The 19,457-nt window shown below is 56.9% G+C and carries 13 protein-coding genes and 1 pseudogene; 3 read left to right on the forward strand and 11 right to left on the reverse strand.

The window, feature by feature from the left end; genetic code table 11:
- Window positions 1-2: 2 nt before the first annotated feature.
- Complete coding sequence (locus NKI64_RS27415) at window positions 3-5,591, reverse strand: DUF3320 domain-containing protein (protein WP_352671261.1); 5,589 nt, start codon at window positions 5,589-5,591, stop codon at window positions 3-5.
- Between the two features lie 770 nt (window positions 5,592-6,361).
- Between NKI64_RS27415 and NKI64_RS27420 the strand changes: the two genes are divergently transcribed.
- The gene (locus NKI64_RS27420; protein WP_352543513.1) at window positions 6,362-6,955 is read left to right on the forward strand and encodes a thermonuclease family protein; all 594 of its coding nucleotides are present in this window, start codon (window positions 6,362-6,364) and stop codon (window positions 6,953-6,955) included.
- 33 nt (window positions 6,956-6,988) lie between these two features.
- Here the strand turns inward: NKI64_RS27420 and NKI64_RS27425 are convergent, their stop codons facing one another.
- From NKI64_RS27425 to NKI64_RS27450, 6 genes and pseudogenes are all read right to left on the reverse strand, one after another.
- Complete coding sequence (locus NKI64_RS27425; RefSeq protein ID WP_023672191.1) at window positions 6,989-8,143, reverse strand: DUF4236 domain-containing protein; 1,155 nt, start codon at window positions 8,141-8,143, stop codon at window positions 6,989-6,991.
- Between the two features lie 59 nt (window positions 8,144-8,202).
- Complete coding sequence (locus tag NKI64_RS27430) at window positions 8,203-9,243, reverse strand: OmpA family protein (protein ID WP_031198374.1); 1,041 nt, start codon at window positions 9,241-9,243, stop codon at window positions 8,203-8,205.
- Window positions 9,240-10,553, reverse strand: a complete 1,314-nt coding sequence (locus NKI64_RS27435) for a methyl-accepting chemotaxis protein (RefSeq protein WP_352671263.1) — start codon at window positions 10,551-10,553, stop codon at window positions 9,240-9,242. The genes NKI64_RS27430 and NKI64_RS27435 overlap by 4 nt, the downstream gene beginning before the upstream one ends.
- Window positions 10,553-11,371: a hypothetical protein gene (locus tag NKI64_RS27440; RefSeq protein ID WP_023687338.1), complete on the reverse strand. Its 819-nt coding sequence runs from the start codon at window positions 11,369-11,371 to the stop codon at window positions 10,553-10,555. Before NKI64_RS27440 ends, NKI64_RS27435 begins: the two co-directional genes overlap by 1 nt.
- Entirely contained in the window at window positions 11,364-12,797 is a 1,434-nt protein-coding gene (locus NKI64_RS27445) for a hypothetical protein (protein ID WP_023687339.1), read from the reverse strand. The genes NKI64_RS27440 and NKI64_RS27445 overlap by 8 nt, the downstream gene beginning before the upstream one ends.
- 284 nt (window positions 12,798-13,081) lie before the next feature.
- Window positions 13,082-13,560 (reverse strand): annotated as a pseudogene (locus tag NKI64_RS27450) (transposase); the annotation flags it as partial.
- A gap of 90 nt (window positions 13,561-13,650) precedes the next feature.
- On the opposite strand from NKI64_RS27450, the gene NKI64_RS27455 reads away from it, so the two are divergent.
- Window positions 13,651-13,854, forward strand: coding sequence for a DUF6471 domain-containing protein (locus NKI64_RS27455; protein WP_023731283.1), 204 nt, complete (start codon window positions 13,651-13,653; stop codon window positions 13,852-13,854).
- Window positions 13,855-14,142: 288 nt separating this feature from the next.
- Window positions 14,143-14,736, forward strand: a complete 594-nt coding sequence (locus NKI64_RS27460) for a hypothetical protein (protein ID WP_155923866.1) — start codon at window positions 14,143-14,145, stop codon at window positions 14,734-14,736.
- 374 nt (window positions 14,737-15,110) lie between these two features.
- On the opposite strand, the gene NKI64_RS27465 is transcribed toward NKI64_RS27460, so the two are convergent.
- The 4 genes from NKI64_RS27465 to NKI64_RS27480 form a co-directional block, all read right to left on the reverse strand.
- Window positions 15,111-15,608, reverse strand: coding sequence for a hypothetical protein (locus NKI64_RS27465; protein WP_023687341.1), 498 nt, complete (start codon window positions 15,606-15,608; stop codon window positions 15,111-15,113).
- Window positions 15,609-16,546: 938 nt separating this feature from the next.
- Window positions 16,547-17,158, reverse strand: coding sequence for a nitrogen fixation protein NifQ (locus NKI64_RS27470; protein WP_023687343.1), 612 nt, complete (start codon window positions 17,156-17,158; stop codon window positions 16,547-16,549).
- Window positions 17,159-17,491: 333 nt separating this feature from the next.
- Window positions 17,492-17,683 (reverse strand): ferredoxin, encoded by a 192-nt coding sequence (locus NKI64_RS27475; protein ID WP_081725572.1) that lies wholly within the window; start codon window positions 17,681-17,683, stop codon window positions 17,492-17,494.
- 40 nt (window positions 17,684-17,723) lie between these two features.
- Complete coding sequence (locus NKI64_RS27480) at window positions 17,724-18,941, reverse strand: cytochrome P450 (protein WP_023727121.1); 1,218 nt, start codon at window positions 18,939-18,941, stop codon at window positions 17,724-17,726.
- Window positions 18,942-19,457 lie beyond the last annotated feature (516 nt).

Genomic DNA, 19,457 nt, shown 5'->3' on the forward strand with positions numbered 1-19,457 from the left:
GGTCACACTTCAGCTAATGCCTCGCTCGCGGACTCGCCGGCCACCAACAAACCGTCTTGGGGCCGCAGCAAGCCCTTGGCAATCAAATCGGCGACCCCAGCTGAAATCAACTGCCGCAATTGTGCACTTGTGGCTTTGAAGCCCAGCATTCTCGCAACGGTTATTGCGATTTCTTCCTCCGTCGCACCGAGGTTGGATTTCACGACTTCCATGGCGCCTTGGGCGACTTCGTCCTGCGCAATCATTTCGGGCTTGCGCAATCCAGCGGACACGACGCCGCTGCGATCCCTGAGACGAACAGGAGCACCTGGCTTGAAGCAGAAGCTGCCTCGACGGGCTACTGCACCACCTCTCTGCGCTAGGCCTACCCCTCGCTCGATTGCATCCTGAATCCTGCCACCGGCCCGCTGCAGACCCCACGCGCCCCGAATACGCGAAACTATTTCGTCGACATGGATTGGTGTTTCTATAGCCACCACCTGCTCGACCAGTCCGGCCATGATTCCGCTGGGCGTCTCGTGGAGTTCGAACGATCCCGGTCGGTTTAGTTCGGCCTCTTCGTAGGCTCGATTGGGTATCTCGGATCCCTTTGTGCTTTCGAGACCGATTTCCGTCACGTTGCCTCTGTCGACCGTAACAACCTGCACGGCTACAGCACGATTTCTCTGGACCCCCAATTCGGCCCGCTCATCGAGCTCTTTTCTCGCAGCCTCAATCGCTAATATGGTTCGCTCCAGCTGCTCGCGTGGCCTCTGAAACCAGTCAGCGTTCCAGATGCGATGGATTATCCAACCATGGTCTTCCAGAACAGACTGCCGTAGCCGGTCTCGATCTCGGGCCGAGCGCGATGAATGATATTCTGCGCCATCACATTCGATGCCAAGAATATAGCGGCCTGGCCTCTCCGGATCAGCAACCGCGAGATCGATGAAGAAGCCTGCAATGCCAACCTGAGCATGAACCTGGTAACCCTTTCCGATCAGCGCGTTGGCTACCTGCTCTTCAAAGATTGAATCCATTTCGCGAACCGTGGCCTGGGCAAGCGAAATTCGCCCTGTTCTCGCGTAGTGCAAGAAGAGCTTGAAGGCGAAGATGCCTTTCCCTTTGCCACGCTCCAGGTCTATGTCCTCGTCTGTGATGGACGCGAATACTTCGCAGCTGCGCTTGGCGCGGCTTATGAGGACGTTGAGCCGACGCTCGCCGCCTTCCGCACCAAGAGGGCCGAAACGCATGGCCATGTACCCCTGCGCATTCTTGGCATACCCCACTGAGATCATGATCACGTCGCGCTCATCGCCTTGAACATTTTCAAGGCTCTTGACGAAGAATGGCTCGCTGGGGTGCGCGTGAAAGAACTCCTCCGTATCGGGATTTAGTCGCCGCAGCCCTTCGAGTTCATCCTGGATCGCGCGGCGTTGGCTAACCGAAAATGTTGCAACGCCTAGAGTCTCTCGCGGGTTCACCTTCGCATGACGGATGATCGCTTCGGCTACTGCTCTCGCCTCTACCGGATTGGTTCCTGTGCCACCGGAATCGAAGACCCCCTCTGGCACATGATGAAACCGCAACCCCATGCCTGCCTCTTGAGTATAGGGGCTTGGCACGATGAAAAGCCGGTTCTCGTAGAACTGGCTGTTCGATACGGCGATCAGAGATTGGTGACGGCTACGGTAGTGCCAGCGGAGCATACGCTGCGGCAAGCCGCGGGCCGTGAACAGGCCGAGGATGCTTTCGATGTCGGCGACCTGCGCGCCCTCACCCTCGTCATCTTCAGACTGCGAGCCTGTCACCTTGGCGAAGAATGTCGTGGGTGGCAGTTGGCGTTCGTCGCCAACAACGACCACCTGATTGGCCCTGGCGATCGAGCCGAGCGCGTCCACAGGCTGTATCTGAGACGCCTCGTCCATCACAAGAAGATCGAAGGACATCCTGCCGGGCGACAGGAATTGGGCCACCGAAAGCGGGCTCATCATGAACACTGGCTTGAGTGCCTGGATGGCAGGCCCTGCCTTCTGCATCAACTGCCGGATAGGCATGTGGCCCCGTCTGCGCGCCATCTCAGAACGAAGCAATCCGACTGGTCCAGCTCCGCCGTCTCTTGAAGGAATTTTTCGGTGATGAGCCGTCACAACTTCGATGGCACCGGCCTTGATCCTCTGTCGGTCCAGATCCGCGAAGTCACGTACAGCCCTGGAATGCAATTCCCCGTCGAACCTTGCCAGCTCCGGCTCATCGGTCGCCATCGCTAGAAACATTCGTTCGTAGTAGGCCATATCGAAGACTGATCGCGCCGATCCTGTTGTAATCTGGCCGTCGGCCAGGCCGTCTATCAACTGTCCCAGTCCAGCCTTTCGGGCTGTTTCGGATCGCTCTCCATAGGCAACCCATTTTGAGAGCTGTTCCTGATGATCAAGCCACCCCTCCAGTCGAGAAACAACCTCGACTATCGCGACGTCTGGAAAATCGTCTACTCCAAACAAGGAGGGAGCATCGGCTTTCAAATCCCCTGCAAGCGCCTTCAATTCCCGCGCTGCCGCTTGGGCCGCTTCACGCGCTGAACGCGCCAAGTTTGCGATCTCTTTTCTTTCAGGCAACCGCGCAGCCAAATGCCGGATTGAGCCATTTTCTCTCAGCCAAAGTTCGGCTTGCGCGAGAGCGGCCCAATCGGATCCTCGACCGAGCCACGACGAGCCGAATGCGAACTTGCCAAGGCTTTCCCCGTCCTCGATCTCTTGATCAAGCGCTTGTAGTCTGCCTAGTCGGCGTAGTATCTCCACCCGCTCACTGATCAGATCTGGAACGTCAGTCAGAACCTGTCGTGACGCGTCATCGGCTTGAGCTACAGTGCTTGCCTTCGCTTCCATCATTTGCAGCGAGGCCCGCTCGGCGGAAGCCACGTCACCTTGCAGGGATGACGCAAGGTGGCCTAAATCGTTCCAAAACCCCTCGATAATCGGCTGACCGATGTCGATCACCTTACGAACTCGGACCGCACGCGCGCCCGCTTCAGAGCGCTCCGCCATCCGCCCGGCTATAATTCGCGGTTCCGAGCCAAGTCCCCTCAGCGTGCGCATCCACTCCACTAAGGCCTGGAGTGGTGCCGAAGACGATCTCTCACCGCGCCAATCGGCTCCGAAGGCGGAACCGCCAAAGGCGTCGCCTTCGCGCACTTTTGCTGCGGCCGCCTGGCCCTTCATTAGAATGTCGAGGAGACCCACTATCTCCGCCGCAGGCGCGCTAGGGGCCACCAAAATAGTCCGCACAAGTGCAGTGGCACGACGGTAATCGCCATTCAATGCTTTCAATATTCCCGTGTGCTCGGCGAGCGCTTGCCGCGCCGCGGCCACGTTGGTACTCCAAGCGGCATCAACAACTTTGCCCTGAAGCTCGGCTCTAGCAGTCTCTAGCTTTGCTACGCTGTCGGCAAGGTCACCAGCCTGTTCCAGCCCGGAGTCCCAAACTGTGGCTGCGAATGCCTCAGGGCTCGCATCGGGGGCTGCCGCAACTCTCTCGCCGGTCATCACTAACCTGAGGAGTCCTGCAAGCGTGTCCGGTAAAACCGTAGACCCCAGTTCTTGATTTAGCCGCTCAGCTTCTTCTCTTAAGCGTGGGAGCAACACGGTTAGCTGGCGCGCACGAACGAAACCATCTTTCGGAAAGTCTGAAGGAAGCTTAGCAAGCTCTGTCTCGAGACCTTCAATTGGCGTGTCGATAGCCGTCGCCACCAACTGCTCCGACAGTTCCTCGGATTTGCGGTTGAAATCTGTTCCTGTCCAGAGAAGCGATGCAATGTCCTTTGGACGCTCATCCCAAACCGGCGAGACTAGCGCCTCGGCAGGAAGTCCAGGTGCGGACGCGAGAAGCTCAGCGCGATCTTCTACCTCGCCGCTGTCGCTGAGGATTTGCGGAGGCTTCGCCTCGATCCGCTCAGCAATATCGGCCAGTTTGGCGTGCAGAGCCTTTGCTTGATCCAGCGACGACGCAATGCGTGGGACGAGCCTCTCAATGGTCGTTGGTAGGACGACATCCAGGCCAACTCCCCGCCATGGGTGGTGGATCGGCAAGCCGATCTCGTTGATCCGCTGAGACACGTCATCGAGAAGTTTGCGACGTTGCGAGACACCGTCATTCGTCCAAGCGGTGGCATCCTCAAGTTCAATATCAACTGTCTTTTGCCCGTTCTGCCTTAGTCGGGTTAGCTGGCCAAGAACCTGGTATGGAGTGAGTTCGGACGTTCCAAATGGAACATGCATCCTTGTAGCATGTGCATTGAGTTTATCCCTAGCCTCCAGCAGGCGTTCAGTAAGGGAAGAAGCAAGCTGTCCGCGAGGCGATCCGAGTTGCCAGGTGCGCCGCAACTCCTCCAGCATCATGCGCTTGTTTGCCTTGTTGCTATGGAGCTCAAGGCAGGCGTCCCCCACCCCCGCAGTGTCAAGCCGTCGCTTTACGACCTCAAGTGCGGCCATTTTTTCCGCAACGAACAACACGGTCTTTCCATCGGCAACGGCCGACCCGATAATGTTTGCGATCGTCTGCGATTTTCCTGTCCCGGGAGGACCTTGGATAACGAGGTCGCGACCCTTTCTTGCATCATGGATCGCCAGCGTCTGAGAACTGTCACTGTCGACGATATGCAACATTTCGGCAGGCGCGATATGCGGATCAATCGCAATGTCGTCCGACATCAGCGGTTCGCGTGTTTCGAAACCATCTGAAAGAAGCGAGCGGATCTTCGGTTGTTCGATAATCTTTGCGCCATCCGGCCAGAGATCCGGATCCAGGTCACGGTACATCAAGAACTTAGCGAACGAGAAGAAGCCGAGCACCATATCATCGGCAAGAACCTGCCAACCCTCTTTGGTCGACACTGCTTCGGCAACGGCTTCGAGATAGGCCGAGACGTCGAAGTCGTCTCCTACTTCAAAACGCGGCAGGGCGAGCTTGTGAATGCGGTCGAGATAGAGTTCCAAGGAGAGGTTTGCGGTAAGATCTTCCGTACGAGCTCGCAGCCGAAACTTTTCTCCAGCGGCCCCTCGCTCCAGCCGTACCGGGACCAAAATGAGAGGAGCCTGACGGATGTTTTCTTTGTTGCTCGGGTCAATCCACTTCAGCATGCCAAGGGCCAGAAAGAGGATATTGACGCCCTGCTCTTCCTCAAGTGTGCGGGCATCGTGGTAGAGATCAAGGAGCCGGCGCTGCAGCCCCGTTGGGGTCATCCTCGTCTGAAGCTTGGTGTCAGAATGTCGCGCAGATACCCCTCTGTCGTCGAATCCTTCGTCCTCAGGCTGAGCAAGAGCAACGGGGGAATAGTCGATTTCCTCGTCTGGAGGGCTGCTTTCAACCTGGCCTGCCTTCGGCCGATCCGGCTTGCCGGCCAGGAAGGTAAAAGCCTTTCCTTCGCTCACCAGCAATCGATAGATCTCAGACGACCTCTCGTCGACAATATCGATCGTCTTCGCGCTCTTTGAAAACCGTGGCACATTCAAAAGTCGGTTGCGAGCAGAAAGGTCGAGCAATTCCATCCTGGCTCGCTCGAGCTTTTCCTTTAAAGGCAGATCGCTTTGGAAGACCGATTTTTCAACTTCCGACACTCACACCCCCCTGATAGGCTGGACACATAGAGCCTAGACAAGGGCAGTCCGCAACATAAAATGCTGGTTTTTCAACCTCGAATGGCTGCCACCAACACTTCAATCGTTTAGTATTGTGAGCACTGCGGCTTGGTGGAAAAATTGCGGATGTTTGTTTAATGTTCCGGACACTTCGCATCCCCACCTTGATCTCGAGGTTCCCTTTCGGACAAAATGCCATCATACGTGTGGACGAGGTGTTGGCAGTTCTGGCATCCGCCTCGCCGGCCACGACCAACTGGCGCACAAGCCGACTTCTTTTTGAATCGGCCTCCTAATTTCATTCCGAGAAAACTTGTAGGCTCCAGCGCGGAAAGATGGTCGTGTTTACGGAAAAGGTAACTACAAAGTCGTGACTTCGGGCTGATCTGCGAAGGCACCATGGTGTTCAAAGCGCCGAACTACAAGGCAAACCAGCGCCAGCGAAAAAGGCGCCTATGAATGGTGCAGAGGCACGTTACAAATCATGCAGCTTGCGTTTCGCAAAGGATCGGAAATTGAATAACAATCGCTATTCTCATCGTCGCCGCGCGCGACCAAGGCGCGGCGCTGAACCAATCGTCCGCAGACGTTTCTCTCCAGATGTGCGCTTGCCTCTGATCCTGGTGATCGTGGTGGCCTTGGCTGCTTACGCGACCCACTAATTTACAGGCTCGGGTGACCAGTTACGTGGTCTCGATATAGCAAACTCGGCCGGGTCGAGACGGGCGCCGATAGTAGGCATAGCATCGGTGATTGATGGAGACACGATAGAGATCCACGGGCAGCGCGTCCGCTTCAACGGCATCGATGCACCCGAAAGCCGCCAATACTGCAATGACGCTAGCGCACATCAATACCCCTGCGGGCGCCGGGCGGCCGAAGCATTGGCGAATTTCCTTGCGGCTTCGCAGCCTGTCCAATGCACATTTGTTTCATGGGATCGGTACCGTCGCTTCGTCGGTGATTGTCGGCGCGCGGACGGTGTCAGCGCCGCGTCCTGGATGGTCGAACATGGCCAAGCCTTGGACTGGCCCCGCTATAGCCACGGCGCCTATGCGCAACAGCAAACTAATGCTGAAACCGCAAAGGTTGGAATCTGGATTGGGACGTTTGACAACCCTTGGGATTGGCGCGAACAACATGCCGAATCTGCGAGCCCAACCAAAAGCCCCCTTGGGCTTGTCAGCCGTCGCCAAGTAGCACAGAGCTACTCATGCCAACCTCGCCGCTTGTGCACGCAGATTTCATCTTGCGAAGAAGCACGTTGGTATCTCGCCAACTGCTCATGGGGGAGCAAGTTGGATCGAGATAGCGACGGGATTCCGTGCGAAGGCGTTTGCTGACCTGGGCTCACGCTTTGAGCCCATCCCCAACCATCACTCCCTAGTGTGCGCATTTAGCGTTATGAATTGGCGGTCGGAGCTTCGATGCAATTGCGCGAGTGCCGATAGAGCCTGGCAAAAGGGCTGGCTGACGTTTGTCTTGGAAAATTCCACCAGCTCGTTAAGTCCGGACGGGCTAGAAAACCGCAACGCTTCGTAGCGGCATACAGGGATCTGCCGATTGTCTTTGAAGCGCTTGTCAGGCCCGCCGTTTTTGTTTGGGTGAGCCCAGGTGTAGCTCACGATCTCCGCATCAGATGGAACTTTGCCGGTCTCGATAAAATTACTCGGGGCGAATTGGGTCTGCAGATCGGCATATCCGACTGCGCCGTATCGGTTTCCGTCCTTCACCAGCACTAGGTCAGGCATGAAGAAGAGCACCTGCCGACCCACATGGATTGAAGGAGGAGTAACGTTGCTGCGTACAACCTTCGGCAAGGAGCTTGTAAGGGTCGTGGGCTTTTTGTCGACCAGCATGCTGGCCCCGGCATTTCGCTTCCAAGCAGTCAGATCCTCTATCTTGCCGCCGGCAGCGACATGCCATCTCCCTGCGCAGCCGGTGAGAGTTTCGAACGCGCCGACAAGTCGCCCGTAGGCGGCCTCCGCGTCTTTTTCCAGATCGTAATAGAGCACGCTCACCCGGCGGTAACTGTCAAACCATTTGCCAATGAGCATACCCGGCACAAAGGCACCGATGCCCAGCACCGGTGCGGCACCTCCGAGCTTGGTCCCCACAAGGAAACCTGCAATCCCGAACAAAACCGCGAGTGCTACGGACAGCCGCGTCTGCGATTGCCTGGCATTGATTTCATCGAGCACATTGGCGAATGTCTCGTCACGCATTTCCACCACATCGCGGGACTCGATTTCTCTCATCACGACGCCGTCAGAGACGTATTCCGGGCGCGAGGATTGTGGACGGGGTTGCGGCGCAGATGGGGTCTGAGAGAGCTGAACTACCTTCTTCGCGCTGGCCTTGCCTAAAGTGCCACGATAGTAGAGCCCACCCACGCCGGCGTGGATGTAGTGACCTCTTGGCCCAGTGCCGATGCGGAGGCCCTTCACGCCAACGGAAGCGCCAACCCCACCGGACGAAAAGTTAAAGCGGAATGGTCCCGCACTGATCGATTTTCGAACGTAAAACCCCATAGCCCAATCCCCCCAACTCAACTGCCGTACCGACTAAGGCGCCAGTCTCTCGTCCCCATTCATGGCTTGGCGCCACCAACCGGCGCCAATTTTGATCGCTGCCTCACCCTAATCTCGATGCGCCTTCGAGCCCGTACATCGCCAATCTGCGCTCCGTCGGTGAGATGATCGCCGGGCAGGATGAGCTGACCACCAGACATCGGCAAAATCGTAAACCCCTTTAATGCGGGCATGTCACTGAGCACACTTGTAACTGAAATCGCGCGGGCCAGCCCAAGACCGGCATTGTCGGCGGGATGGAGTGAGCCGATTTCCACTTTCCCTGACAGGACCGGTTGGAGCCCCTTGTCCATGTTGGAGGATTCGCCCGCCATTGCCTGTTCGTCCGTGTGTCCAATTACCTCAATCACGTCGACACCGTACGAGGTCGCAGTCCCGGCGATGGTCTTCGCAAGATCGCGCAACTTTGTTTTGAAGGCATTCGAAAGCTCTGCGCTTCCGGTATCGAAATTATAGCCATCCAGTTCGCTGAGACTGATGATCGGCGGCCAATCGTGAGGTTTTGCTGCTTGCGTCGGCTCTGCAGCCTCCTTGAGCACATCAGCCAGATCCTGCAGCCCTTTGTCGGTGCCGGCGTAACCAAATTCTCTCAAGACCTTCGCCGCATCTATCATGGCCTTGGTCTGATCAATGCTTATGTCGTTGTCCGCAAGGACTTTCGCGACAGGGGCATTTCGCACGACCTCCTCCAGAGAAATACCTGCTTCCTTGACCGACTTAACAGCATCCTTGGCCAGGACCAGCTCGCGCCATTGTTCGTCGGGAACGGTTCCTCCCCTCGTGGGCTGAAACACCGCTTTTATCTGAGCCAGAAGCCGCTTGTTCTCGGCTTCGAGCCTCTGCACGTTTTCCTTGTTTGATTGAGTGGCTCGCAGTGCCTCATCGGTCTCTTTCTGCTTTTTCGTGATGATAGCACCGGCTGCTAGCAACAGGCAGAACACCAAAAGCAGCATCGTCTCGGCCATGGTCAGGCCCAGTATCAAACCGCGGCCAAAACCCTTGCGCTCGAAGGCGACCGAAGTCCCGCCAGCGTCACTCACCTGCCCCACCAACTGGTTCGCTTAGGCGGTTCCGTTCGTTCGGCGGGAGGCTCGCTTCCCAGAGTTTGGAAAGCGTCTGGTTGGGGCTCAGGCTCGACCCGAATTGGTGCGCTCTCGACGGTGTCATTTGCGGCCAGATCTGCCAGTGGCTGTTCAATCGCGATAGGAGCGTTGAGAGGGGGAACATGCCTCGGCGCGTGAAGGGTTCTTCCTGCCAAGGTTGCGACAAGGTCTTCGGTGTCCTTGCTTTGCTTTTGCACCACTGCGGCAAGCGCCTGGGTCAAGCGTTGTTGCGCTTGGACGCTCTCCGCTGTTTGCTCTGCGGCTGCCACAGCCTTTTCCACACCTGCGGCCACTTTAGCCACAGCATCAACGATGCCCGCCATGCGGGCTTCTTGTTCCTGCGAAGCCGTCTCTGTTTTGACAGCATACTGAGCGACCGCGCTGCCAAGAAGTTTCACCATCGGCGCCAGATCGTTCTTAAGGACCTCATCAGGGACGACAACCTTCTCCAACTTGGTGGCTACGCTTTCGGCCTGTTCACCCAGTCTGCCAACTGAAGAGGACATTGAGCTGTTGGCTTTGTCGAGCAGATCGGCTGCCGCCTCGACGCGCTGTGCGATCGACGAGAACTGACTTTCGATCTGCCCAAAATTGTGGCTCAAAGCATTGCTGAGCTTTCCCGAGGCCTCTTGAACTGGTCTGATCGATTCCATCGCGATTTTATCCAGGGCCGATCTTATGTGCTCTCCGTTCCGCTCCGCTTGAACGGCGATTTCGGCAAAACCCTCCTCCAACATCTGATTGCTTACGCGGCGAAAGTCAGCGAATTCCCTGGTTACACTTTCCATCTCGGCTCTTACACGCCGCGTCATATCCGCGAGTTCGTGCCTGACCGTCCGTTCGATGTCGGCAGGATCGCGGCGCATCTGATTGTAAAAGATCCGCAAAGCAATGCCCGTGATCGTCGACGTCACCGCGATACCAAAGTTCCTCACGATTGTGTCGGTGGATCCTTCGGAACCAAACTGAAACAGCGATACGCCGAGACTCGTCAACGTAAACAGGAAACCCATGTAGTAGAGATTGTCGCCTGTTTGCTCATCGTGGAGCCGTAGCTTGCCGGTGAAGACGGACGCGGCAAGATAGATGAGCATCAGGCACACCGGTGCGCTCGCCGCCATTATAGGGTCTACGCCCGACAGCTTGGCTATTGCGATGAACACGCAGCCACCCAGGGTTAGCGTCGCAAAGACGAAAAGGGGCAGGCTCGGATGTCCTAAGAACGACTCCCCTCGCTTCTTGGCCATTAGTTTAACCCCTCCAACCCTACCAGCTTCTCAAAATCACCATGATGGCTTTGAACCCACCGGGTCCAGAACTCTGCATGTTCGAAAGAGCCAAATGGCTTCTTCGCCCTATCGACGTAGAGTATCGTAAACCCGACGCCATCGAGCGATGTCCCGTAAGTCCTGTCAGCCGCGCTATCAAGGTACTTCTGATAATCGAGACCCGAACGATATTGTGAGTACAGCGCCGTATGTTCGATCATATCTGACGCGACTATTATTCGCTTAGCGGTCTTCTCTTTGGCCAAACTGCTATCGAATAGCGACAGTTTGATTTTCTGAATTCCGGCCATGATCGGAGATTGGCTCGCGGATTCTCCATTGGGAATCTGGTCGGGAAGGTTCGTCAAAGGGTCCTCGAACGCATCTTCCCATTTCTTCTGCCGCCGAGACGGATTGTTCGTCCAGCTGTCGACCGTCGAGCCGTCGCCCGGATTGCATCCATCAAACATCACAGTCAGGTCGCCGGGCCTCGCGCCCAGCGTCAATATCTTGAGATAGCCGCCAGGCTCGACGCGCCCAATGGTCTTGCGGAATTCATTCTTCAGATCCGCCATGGTTATCGGCGAAATCGGGTCGGTGGCGTCGATCAAGACCGCTGTCAGGCTCACAGGTCCGTTCAGTGGGCAATTCGTGCTGATGTCGATTTGGTCCTTCCCGGATCTCGACCACATCCAAACAAAACCGGCCAGCATCACAGCCGACAGCACGGCCAATCCGGCTGCTGCGACAATTGTGCCGCCACTGCCTTTCTTTCTTCTGCGACCCCGCCTAGCCATTCACGCTATCCGGATGAAGCTTGTCGAGATCTCGGTACTGTTCGATCCCGCGCTCGCATTCCAGCCCGATGAGCCGCACCTGAGCGTTGAGTTCTTCCTGCGCGTCACGAATTGAGGCGCCCAGGTCCTTCTCGCTCCATTCATCGTCGGACGATATCAGGGGTTTTATGCGCTCAAGTTTGTAGGGTGTGGCAAAATGTTTTGGCGCTGGCTCTGTGCGGGCCTGGAAATTGGCCTCCCTGTACTTTGAGAGAAGCTGGTTGCAGGCTCGCTCCAGCTGGTCTTGATGCTGCGCAAAGAGCGTCAGCAGCCTCGACCGATGGTCGATGATCGCTCGATGCTCCCTGCGTCTGCTCCCCAGCCGCTTGACGATGTCCTCCACCTTCTCGTTGTGCTCATCGCGCACCTCTTGCAGAGCCTCGATGAGCTCGCTCTTGCGCTCGATGTAGTCTTCCCGGCGAGCCACCAATCTGTTTTCGACACCCGCATAGCCCGGGTATGGGTCGAGAACGAACCAGCCGTCGATAAACGCAAAGATCGAAAACATGAGACCAATGCCGAACAGAAGCCAGGATTTCACGTCCATAAGGCCAGCCGGATTGGCGAGCATGCTGCGCACGACCTCGACGCCGGCTCCGTCCACAAAGGACCCGCTAACCTCGCGGTAATGCGCAAGCGCTAGGTTTATGGTCAATGCCAAGCCGATATAGGCCACTATCGACAGCGCGCCGATCAACTTCACAAAAAGCGATCTGTGAGTCACCAGGCGTGCACAGAATATTGCGAGCAGCAGAGCGGCGCCGATGTTCAAAAACGAGAAAGCGGCGGCTTCGAGGAGCCCGCCAAAGAATCCCTGTTCATTTCCCTTTGCGAGGAAATTTCCGTTCATCGCCGTTTCAATGAGGAACAGGAAGATTAGCAGGGACACTCGGAAACCATGGGCCGCTCCGTGTTGAACCCTCACAGCCCGGACAAGCCCGTGCTTCTGTTTGAACCAGTCGTGTTCTTTCTCCGCATCGTTGAGCGATTTGCGCAATCCGTGAAGTTCGTCCAGGCCCACCGCGATCGAGGCCTTGAAATCGGAAACACTGGCGGCGTTCGCCTGACGGATCAGACCAAACTGCTCTTCAAAGTCGAGGCCAGCCAATCGGCCGGAGAGTAGCTGTAGGCTGTCTTCGAGTGTGTGATGTGCGGCCTTCTTTTCGTCCTCGACCCTCTCGATAACTGTGTGCTCTATATCGTCGAAATTCTTGGCCGTTTTCGGGGGCTGGTTAGCCTCGCCTCGCTGCGTTCCCCGACCTTCAAGATCCATTTCGCGATCAATTTTCGCGACATCCAAGCTATTGAACAATTGGGTGCTGGCGCGGAAATCGTGATTTGCCTCTAGTAGAGACTCCCGCAGTTTATTTAGCTTTTCGAATTTTATTCCCACAGCACCGCACCCATTTTTGTACCTCTGCCCGCACAAATGGCTTCTATGCACAGTAGAAGCAAAGGGCAACTGCGTCTTCGCAACTTTGCGGTCCACTGCTCACGAGACGATCGTCTGATGTAAAAATGACAACGATAGCTGCCGTGGCAAGCGGACTCGGGCCAATGAATAGGCCAGGCAGCATACTCTTCTCCGCCGGGCTTTGTGGCGAAGGAACTGAAGATCACGCCAATGAGCTGCTAAAAATCGACTCCAGAGGCGTTCGCGCAGTAGCAGAAGCGCGCGCCCTCGGCGCGCACCACGCCACCAAAGTAAGCGCCGTCAATCTCGACCTCGCCTTCAAGGGTTTCGTTCTTGGTTTCAGCCGACAGGCTTCGCGCAGCTTGTGAGCCAGCACAAAGGCGGTCTTGTACTGCACGTCCAGATCGCGAGAGAACTGGACCGCCGACATGCCCTTCGCGCCGTTAACAAACAGGCAGATCGCGGCGAGCAGATCGACAAACGACAGCTTGCGCCAAGGCGAAGATCGTGCCCTCGTAACCGAGAACTGCGCCCCCGCAAGCGGCGCACTTGAACTTGCGACGGGTCGGAATGTCGTAATGATCCAGGCACCCGCATTTCCCGCAAACAGGCTCGCCTTGAGTCGAAGCCCAGCGAAGGCGCTTGAACGCGTCGTAAGCCTTTTCCTCGCCACCTTGTAAATCTCTTTCAGAGAAAGGGAGCGGCTTTCGGCGGAAAGGAGGAAGTGTGGGGCTATTGTCATCATATCCGGTTATATGCGGGGCTTGTATCGCCAAATACAGGGGCCTGTACCACCGACTGTGATGATATTTTTTGAGGCGAGGCTATGGCAGGCAAGGACGACCCGCAGACCGTCGAATACGAGACGAAAGCCAAGAACCTTTTGAAGTCAGAGTTGAAGCGGAAGGGCGTTACCTATGCCCAACTCGCCGAAAAATTGGCGACTATGGACATTCACGAAACCGAGCGTAATTTGAACAACAAAATAAGCCGGGGGGCTTTAGCGCTGCGTTCTTACTGCAATGCTTAGACGCTATCGGGGCATCCTCATTGCGGCTTTCGGAGTAGTTTTACTCGGGGCGGCCTTACCGCCAGACGAGCGCAAGAGCACTCAGCCCCAACATTCCGAACAGCATCAAGAGACCATAGGCAACCCTGTTGCGGCAAGCCTCCGCCAGTCCAACAGGCAAATGAACCCCCAAGTTACACTAACCCATGCCAAGCAGGTCACGATGATCGCAGTTCCGATCTGTGTGCCCAGTGGAACGCTGCCGACGCTGCCCAACAGTCGGCGAACTGGACCACCATTGGCGCTATCGTGGGTGCTTTCACGCTCGCCGCTGCTATGGCCGCTGCTTACTACGCCAAAGAGGCTGCTAGGCACACCCAGCGCAGCGCCGACATTGCCGAAAAGGCTTTGCTCGATATCGAGCGCCCGTATTTGTTCGTCACCGCCACCAAACCGTTGGTGGGGGTGACGCACGATTGGGCTGACAAGCCCGACAACAAAAGACCAATTCCGGAAGCGGCATACTCGATCAAGAATTTCGGACGCACTCCTGCCATCATAAACGAGATTCGGGCGAGCCTCCGGCTTTGCAACTTGCCGCCAACTCCGCATTACCATCCCGGAGAAATCAATGACGTTGAACGGGTGCTCGGGGCAGACGATGCTCTTAGCCCTGCAGCTTTTGATCGCGGCGGCCCTATCACAAACAATGTGCTGAATGAGCTTTTCCTGTCCGATACTCACATAGGGGCGGGTTCCCTTCCATATGTATCTGTATGGCGAGATCACTTATACGAGCGTCAACGGGATCACCGACCAATTCGGATTTATCTACCGCTACTCGCCTCCCGGCAATACGTTCCATTTGCAGGACATTCCCGGCTACACCTACCGCCACCGTGACGTGAAGAAACATAAGCAAAACGATGACTTATCGGCCTAGACTTGCTCCGAACGCGTAAAAGCGGCCTCGGGCGGTTGCAAGATCGCTACAATGTTTATTTTTGATATCCGCTCGGTAAGGCGCTTTTCGCTTAAGCAACTAGGCGTTCTCACATTTTTTGTTCAAGAACAAGGCGTTACACAACTTTCCTACGAGGCGAAAGCGCCTTAAGTGTCAACGTTTACATACGCGAAAGTGCCTAAACATCCTGCCTGCTGCGGATGGAAAAACGCTGACTGTAAAAGCCCGCCAACCTTTCGGCGGGCGGGCTTCCACTGCCGGAACTGGAGAGTGTCATGTCGACAGCCCCGACAGGTCGGAAAGGGGTCGCTGGTTAGCGGCGCGAGATCAGCAAGCAGAGCCGGCGCAGCTCACGATCATAGGTATCTTCGTTGCTAAGCACTTCGACGCAGCGCTTCTTCATCCGAGTGACCTGGGCGTTCGACATATCGCCGACAACGCTAGCCAGATTCGGGGTGCTCGAAGCGGTCGGGTTGCTGGGGTTGGCGGCTGGATTGGTTCCAACGCCGACATTTACGTCGGTACCGACCCCGGTGACGACACCGACATTGGCGCGGCCGGTGCCGATGGAAGCAGTCGCTCCGCCAGTGCCGCCGACGGAGGCTGCGGCATTTGCCCCAGAACCGCCTAGGGATACGCTAGCCGTAGCGCCGCTGTTGCCGCCCACATTAGCGCTGGCGCCTCCGCTGCCGACGGATACCCCGCCGACGCCTCCGACATTAATTCCAGCTGCAGTCGCTGGCATGCAAAGAATTACGAGAACACATCCGGCAGTCAGACTGCCCGTAAGAATTTCAAAAATTCTTGCCATAGTACGCCTCCTTGTTGCCCTGCAAAGGATGGGACATTTTTTGGGACCTACGGACCCCATAGTGACGCACTAGAGTTGAAAAACAACTTAACGGCCCGCGAAAGATTCGTTCTAGGATCATTACTTGCTAATTCTCAGGAGTCAGATATAATAAAATTTTACTTTGGCTCCTACGTGATTTTTCCATTTGTCAGATAATATCATTCCCTAAGCACTCCAGGTGCGGTGCAACAATGTTCAGGGATGACCGTCCGGCGATCAGTAAGCGGCTACTACCGCCGATCGGACATACAACGCTATATTAGCACCTTTTGACGAACCCGACCGGCGGGCCGAGCCAGAATCCCGTCAGCGCAAAACCTGCAAAATCGCTTCCGATGCTCACCATTGACTAGCACGGAGGAAGTTCTGAGCGCCAAACACGGTGACCATCAACCTACGGCCGCTGGTAACTGTCGACGTCGAGCATTTCGCCTGGTTGAAAGCTATGTGGCGCCGAAGCGGAAGAAAACACTGCAGACCCCGTTTCCTAAAATCGTATCAGTTATAGAGGAGCAAACACGCCAGAAGTGAGATGACGCTGCCTAGCAGTTGGTCTGCCGTCAGGCCGGAAAAATAGACGAGATCGAACGCCAGTACAGCCATCGCTCTAGCCACTCATGAATTGGAAAACCTAACGAGCTGGTCACCAAGTCCGGCCTGCTCAAGATCGCGCAACGTGTCCTTCAACTCCTTGCGCTTGTAGCGATTGATGATGCCGGCTTAGGTTGTGGCGGCATCTAACAAACATTCGACTCGCGCCTGCCATGACGACGACCTGCCGAAGCGAGCATCGCGAGCGCACAGTATTCAAATCCCCCAAGGCGTCCGTCGAGATTTGACAACAGACAGATGGCGCGGCGCGAGCTCTGACGCTGTACGACTGACGCAAGCGGCTCTCAATCCTGGGCGTTGTCCTTGGTCCGTGTGAGGCGGCTTTCGCCTTCCTCCGGGCCGAAGCAGCTTTCGAAATCATTGCAGTCCCGGCAACTGGGGGAGCTGCACAGCGAAAAGCCTTCGGCCTCGCAGAGCTTTCGGTAAAAGTATTTTTTCCATTTCATGTTTTGGGTGTTGCCGGCCGCCAGCGTCGGAAAATGCGAGGCGAGCAGGCGGCCGAGGTCGCTTCGACTAAAAAGGCCAAGGTCTTGCCAGAGGTGGTCATTGCGCATGGCACGCCGGGCGATGATCTTGGCGAAGCGGGCGCTTGCCTTGTCGTCGGGCCGGGCATGCGCCAGCAGCAGTCCGCGCAGAAGTTCTTCTTCCAGATCCGGCTCAGGCTCGCTCCCCTCTTCCAAGGCAAACGCGTTGATAGGAAAAGCAGGGAAACAGCGGGACAGGACATCGCGCAACTCGGCGCGCGAAAGTCCGGTTGCCTCCGTCGCCGTCGCCTCGCCGGCCTCGATCTCCTCGAGCGCACGTGAAAGCACACAGGCAAGCACATGCTGGTCGAACCTTCTCTCCAGCTGCGGCCATTGGCCGGTGCTGAGCCGGGCATAATGTTGGGCAAATATGGTGCGTTCTCCTGGTTTCGCCCTATCAAATCATGCAGAGACCCGGCCTGCCGCAACATGGGTCGGGCAGTTCTTCGGTACGGCACTCCGGGTCGCCTCGCGTCGAGTAGTTCGGCAATTCTCGTCTGGTCCATCGGCTCTGGCGCAAATTCTGTGATTCGAAGAGGTTCGCGAACCCCGGCCCTGCCGTTTGCGCCTCACGGGGAACACTGGCGCCCGGAATTTGCCCCGCAGAGTTGGACGTGAACCGTGCGGGACAGAGGTCGCGTGCTGAGTGCGGCCACATGGTTCAAGCCGCCAGACTCACGGTTGAATGCTGTCTCATCCAGAGCGTCAGCGAGTCAGTTCCAGCGCACGTTCAGGACAGGATCGCGCGCCTCGTGATGCAGGCAGTTCCTCCCCTTCCGCAACTTCAATGTCACCAGGCAGGATGTAACCGTCATTATCGAGTTTAAAGATGTCCGGCGCTTGCGCCGCGCATCGCGCGTGGCCCTGGCATTTGGCCTTTTGGACGATGATGCGCATGGCGCTGCCTCCATTGTCTGTGCCCGGGCTCGGGGCGGGCCTAAGACCAGTCCAGGATCAAATTTTCGATCCCGAACACATGGCCGCCAGAAGTTATCGGCGCCGTACCCTGCTTGATCCTGAAAGCCGGGATGCGCGCCAGCCACTCCTCCAGGCCAATGACAATCTCGCGCCGGGCAAGGTGTGAGCCAAGGCAACGGTGGGGACCATAGCCAAACGCTGCGTGGCGGTTGTCCTCCCGCTCCAAATCAATCGTGTTGGGGCATTCGAATTCCGCCGGGTCACGATTGGCAATCATCGTGGCGCAGGAAACATAGTCCCCCTTCCGGATCGGCGCGCCTTCGAAGTCGATATCTTTCGTGGCCACGCGGATCAACTGAATGGGCGGATAGGCCCGCAGCAATTCTTCGGTTGCGAGCGGGATGCGGTCCGGTTCGCTCCGCAGCAATTGCTGATCTTTGAGGTTGCGTGCGAGGTACGCCAAGTCAAAGCCTATAGCTGCTGCGACCGTGTCGAGCCCAGCGACGAAGACAAGCACGCCGATGCCGCGGACTTGGGTGTCAGTCAGCCGGCGGCCCTCGACCTGTGCCTGCACTATAAAGGTCATGAAATCGTCAACCGCCTCATCGCGGCGCATGGCTGCAAGTTCGTCGATGAATGCCACGATCGTCCGGGCAGCCACAGGTCGTTCCTTATCGTCGCCGTGGAGCAGATCTTTCCCCCAGCCGACGAATGTATCGAGTCGGTCATCAGGCAACCCCAGAAAGCGAAGAAAGGTGCTCACCGCGAAAGGAAAGGCAAAATCCTTCATCACGTCGCAGCTTGTGCGCGACGCGGCGATCCTTTCGATCAGCTCGACCGCCCGTTCGCGGACAGCCGGTTCCAAAGCCAACACCCGCTTTGGCGAAAGCAGCGGATTAAGCAGTGAGCGAAAGACGCCATGGGCCGGTGGATCGAGCTCAAGCGGGATCGTCGGCCAGTTCTCACCCAGTATGGAGGAGAAGATGCTGCGATGGCTGGAAAAAGTCTCTGCGTCCTGCAGCACCTTCCGCTGGTCCGCGGCACGGGTGATGACCCAGGTACCCCGGCCATCTTGCGTGTTGTAGCGGGAGTAAAAGATCGGAGGCCCGTCATGTACGCAAGCGACAGCTGCGTGTGGATCCCCGTTGGGTGTTGGTGGCATCCCTGGCGATGTAAACAGGCTGAAGTCCCTCACCATTTCGGGCGGGACATGATCTGGAACGGGGTTGGTCGCCATTTTTTTTTCTCTACATTGGCGTTCATGGCTCAATTGAGATTGCACCGCTGTTCATAAAGTCGATTTCCAGCATGGGCACGTCTCTTGTCGGGCGCCTTCTAGATTCTGTCGCCTGATACAGCCCACCTGCACCAGCGCGGATGAGATGGGTTGCGAAGTCGATCAGAGGGGCATCTCCGCCGCGCTCCGGTCATGAAGCAAAGCGGCCGCTTCCCCGTTAGGGTTGAGAGACTGGTCAATCACCTCTGCCCTGCTGATCAAATTGTCGAAGCAAGTCGCGTGCCGGATAGGGTAGCCATGGCGGTGCACCAAGCAATGCCAGCCTGCGCTGGGTCTGCCGCTGATGATCACCTGTCCATCATTCTTATGACAACGTCCGACAACCGACATCCGTGGTCGGTTTTGTCGAGCCCGCGACATCGGGCTGTTCGGCTTGGCTGTTGCTGCACAGCCTGCCGGTCGACGAGCGAGTAGATCGCTCGCACGGCCCGGATTGAGCAATGACGCGATCCAGCG

It is taken from the genome of Mesorhizobium sp. M0478 (assembly GCF_040321305.1).
In the GTDB taxonomy this organism is placed as follows: domain Bacteria; phylum Pseudomonadota; class Alphaproteobacteria; order Rhizobiales; family Rhizobiaceae; genus Mesorhizobium.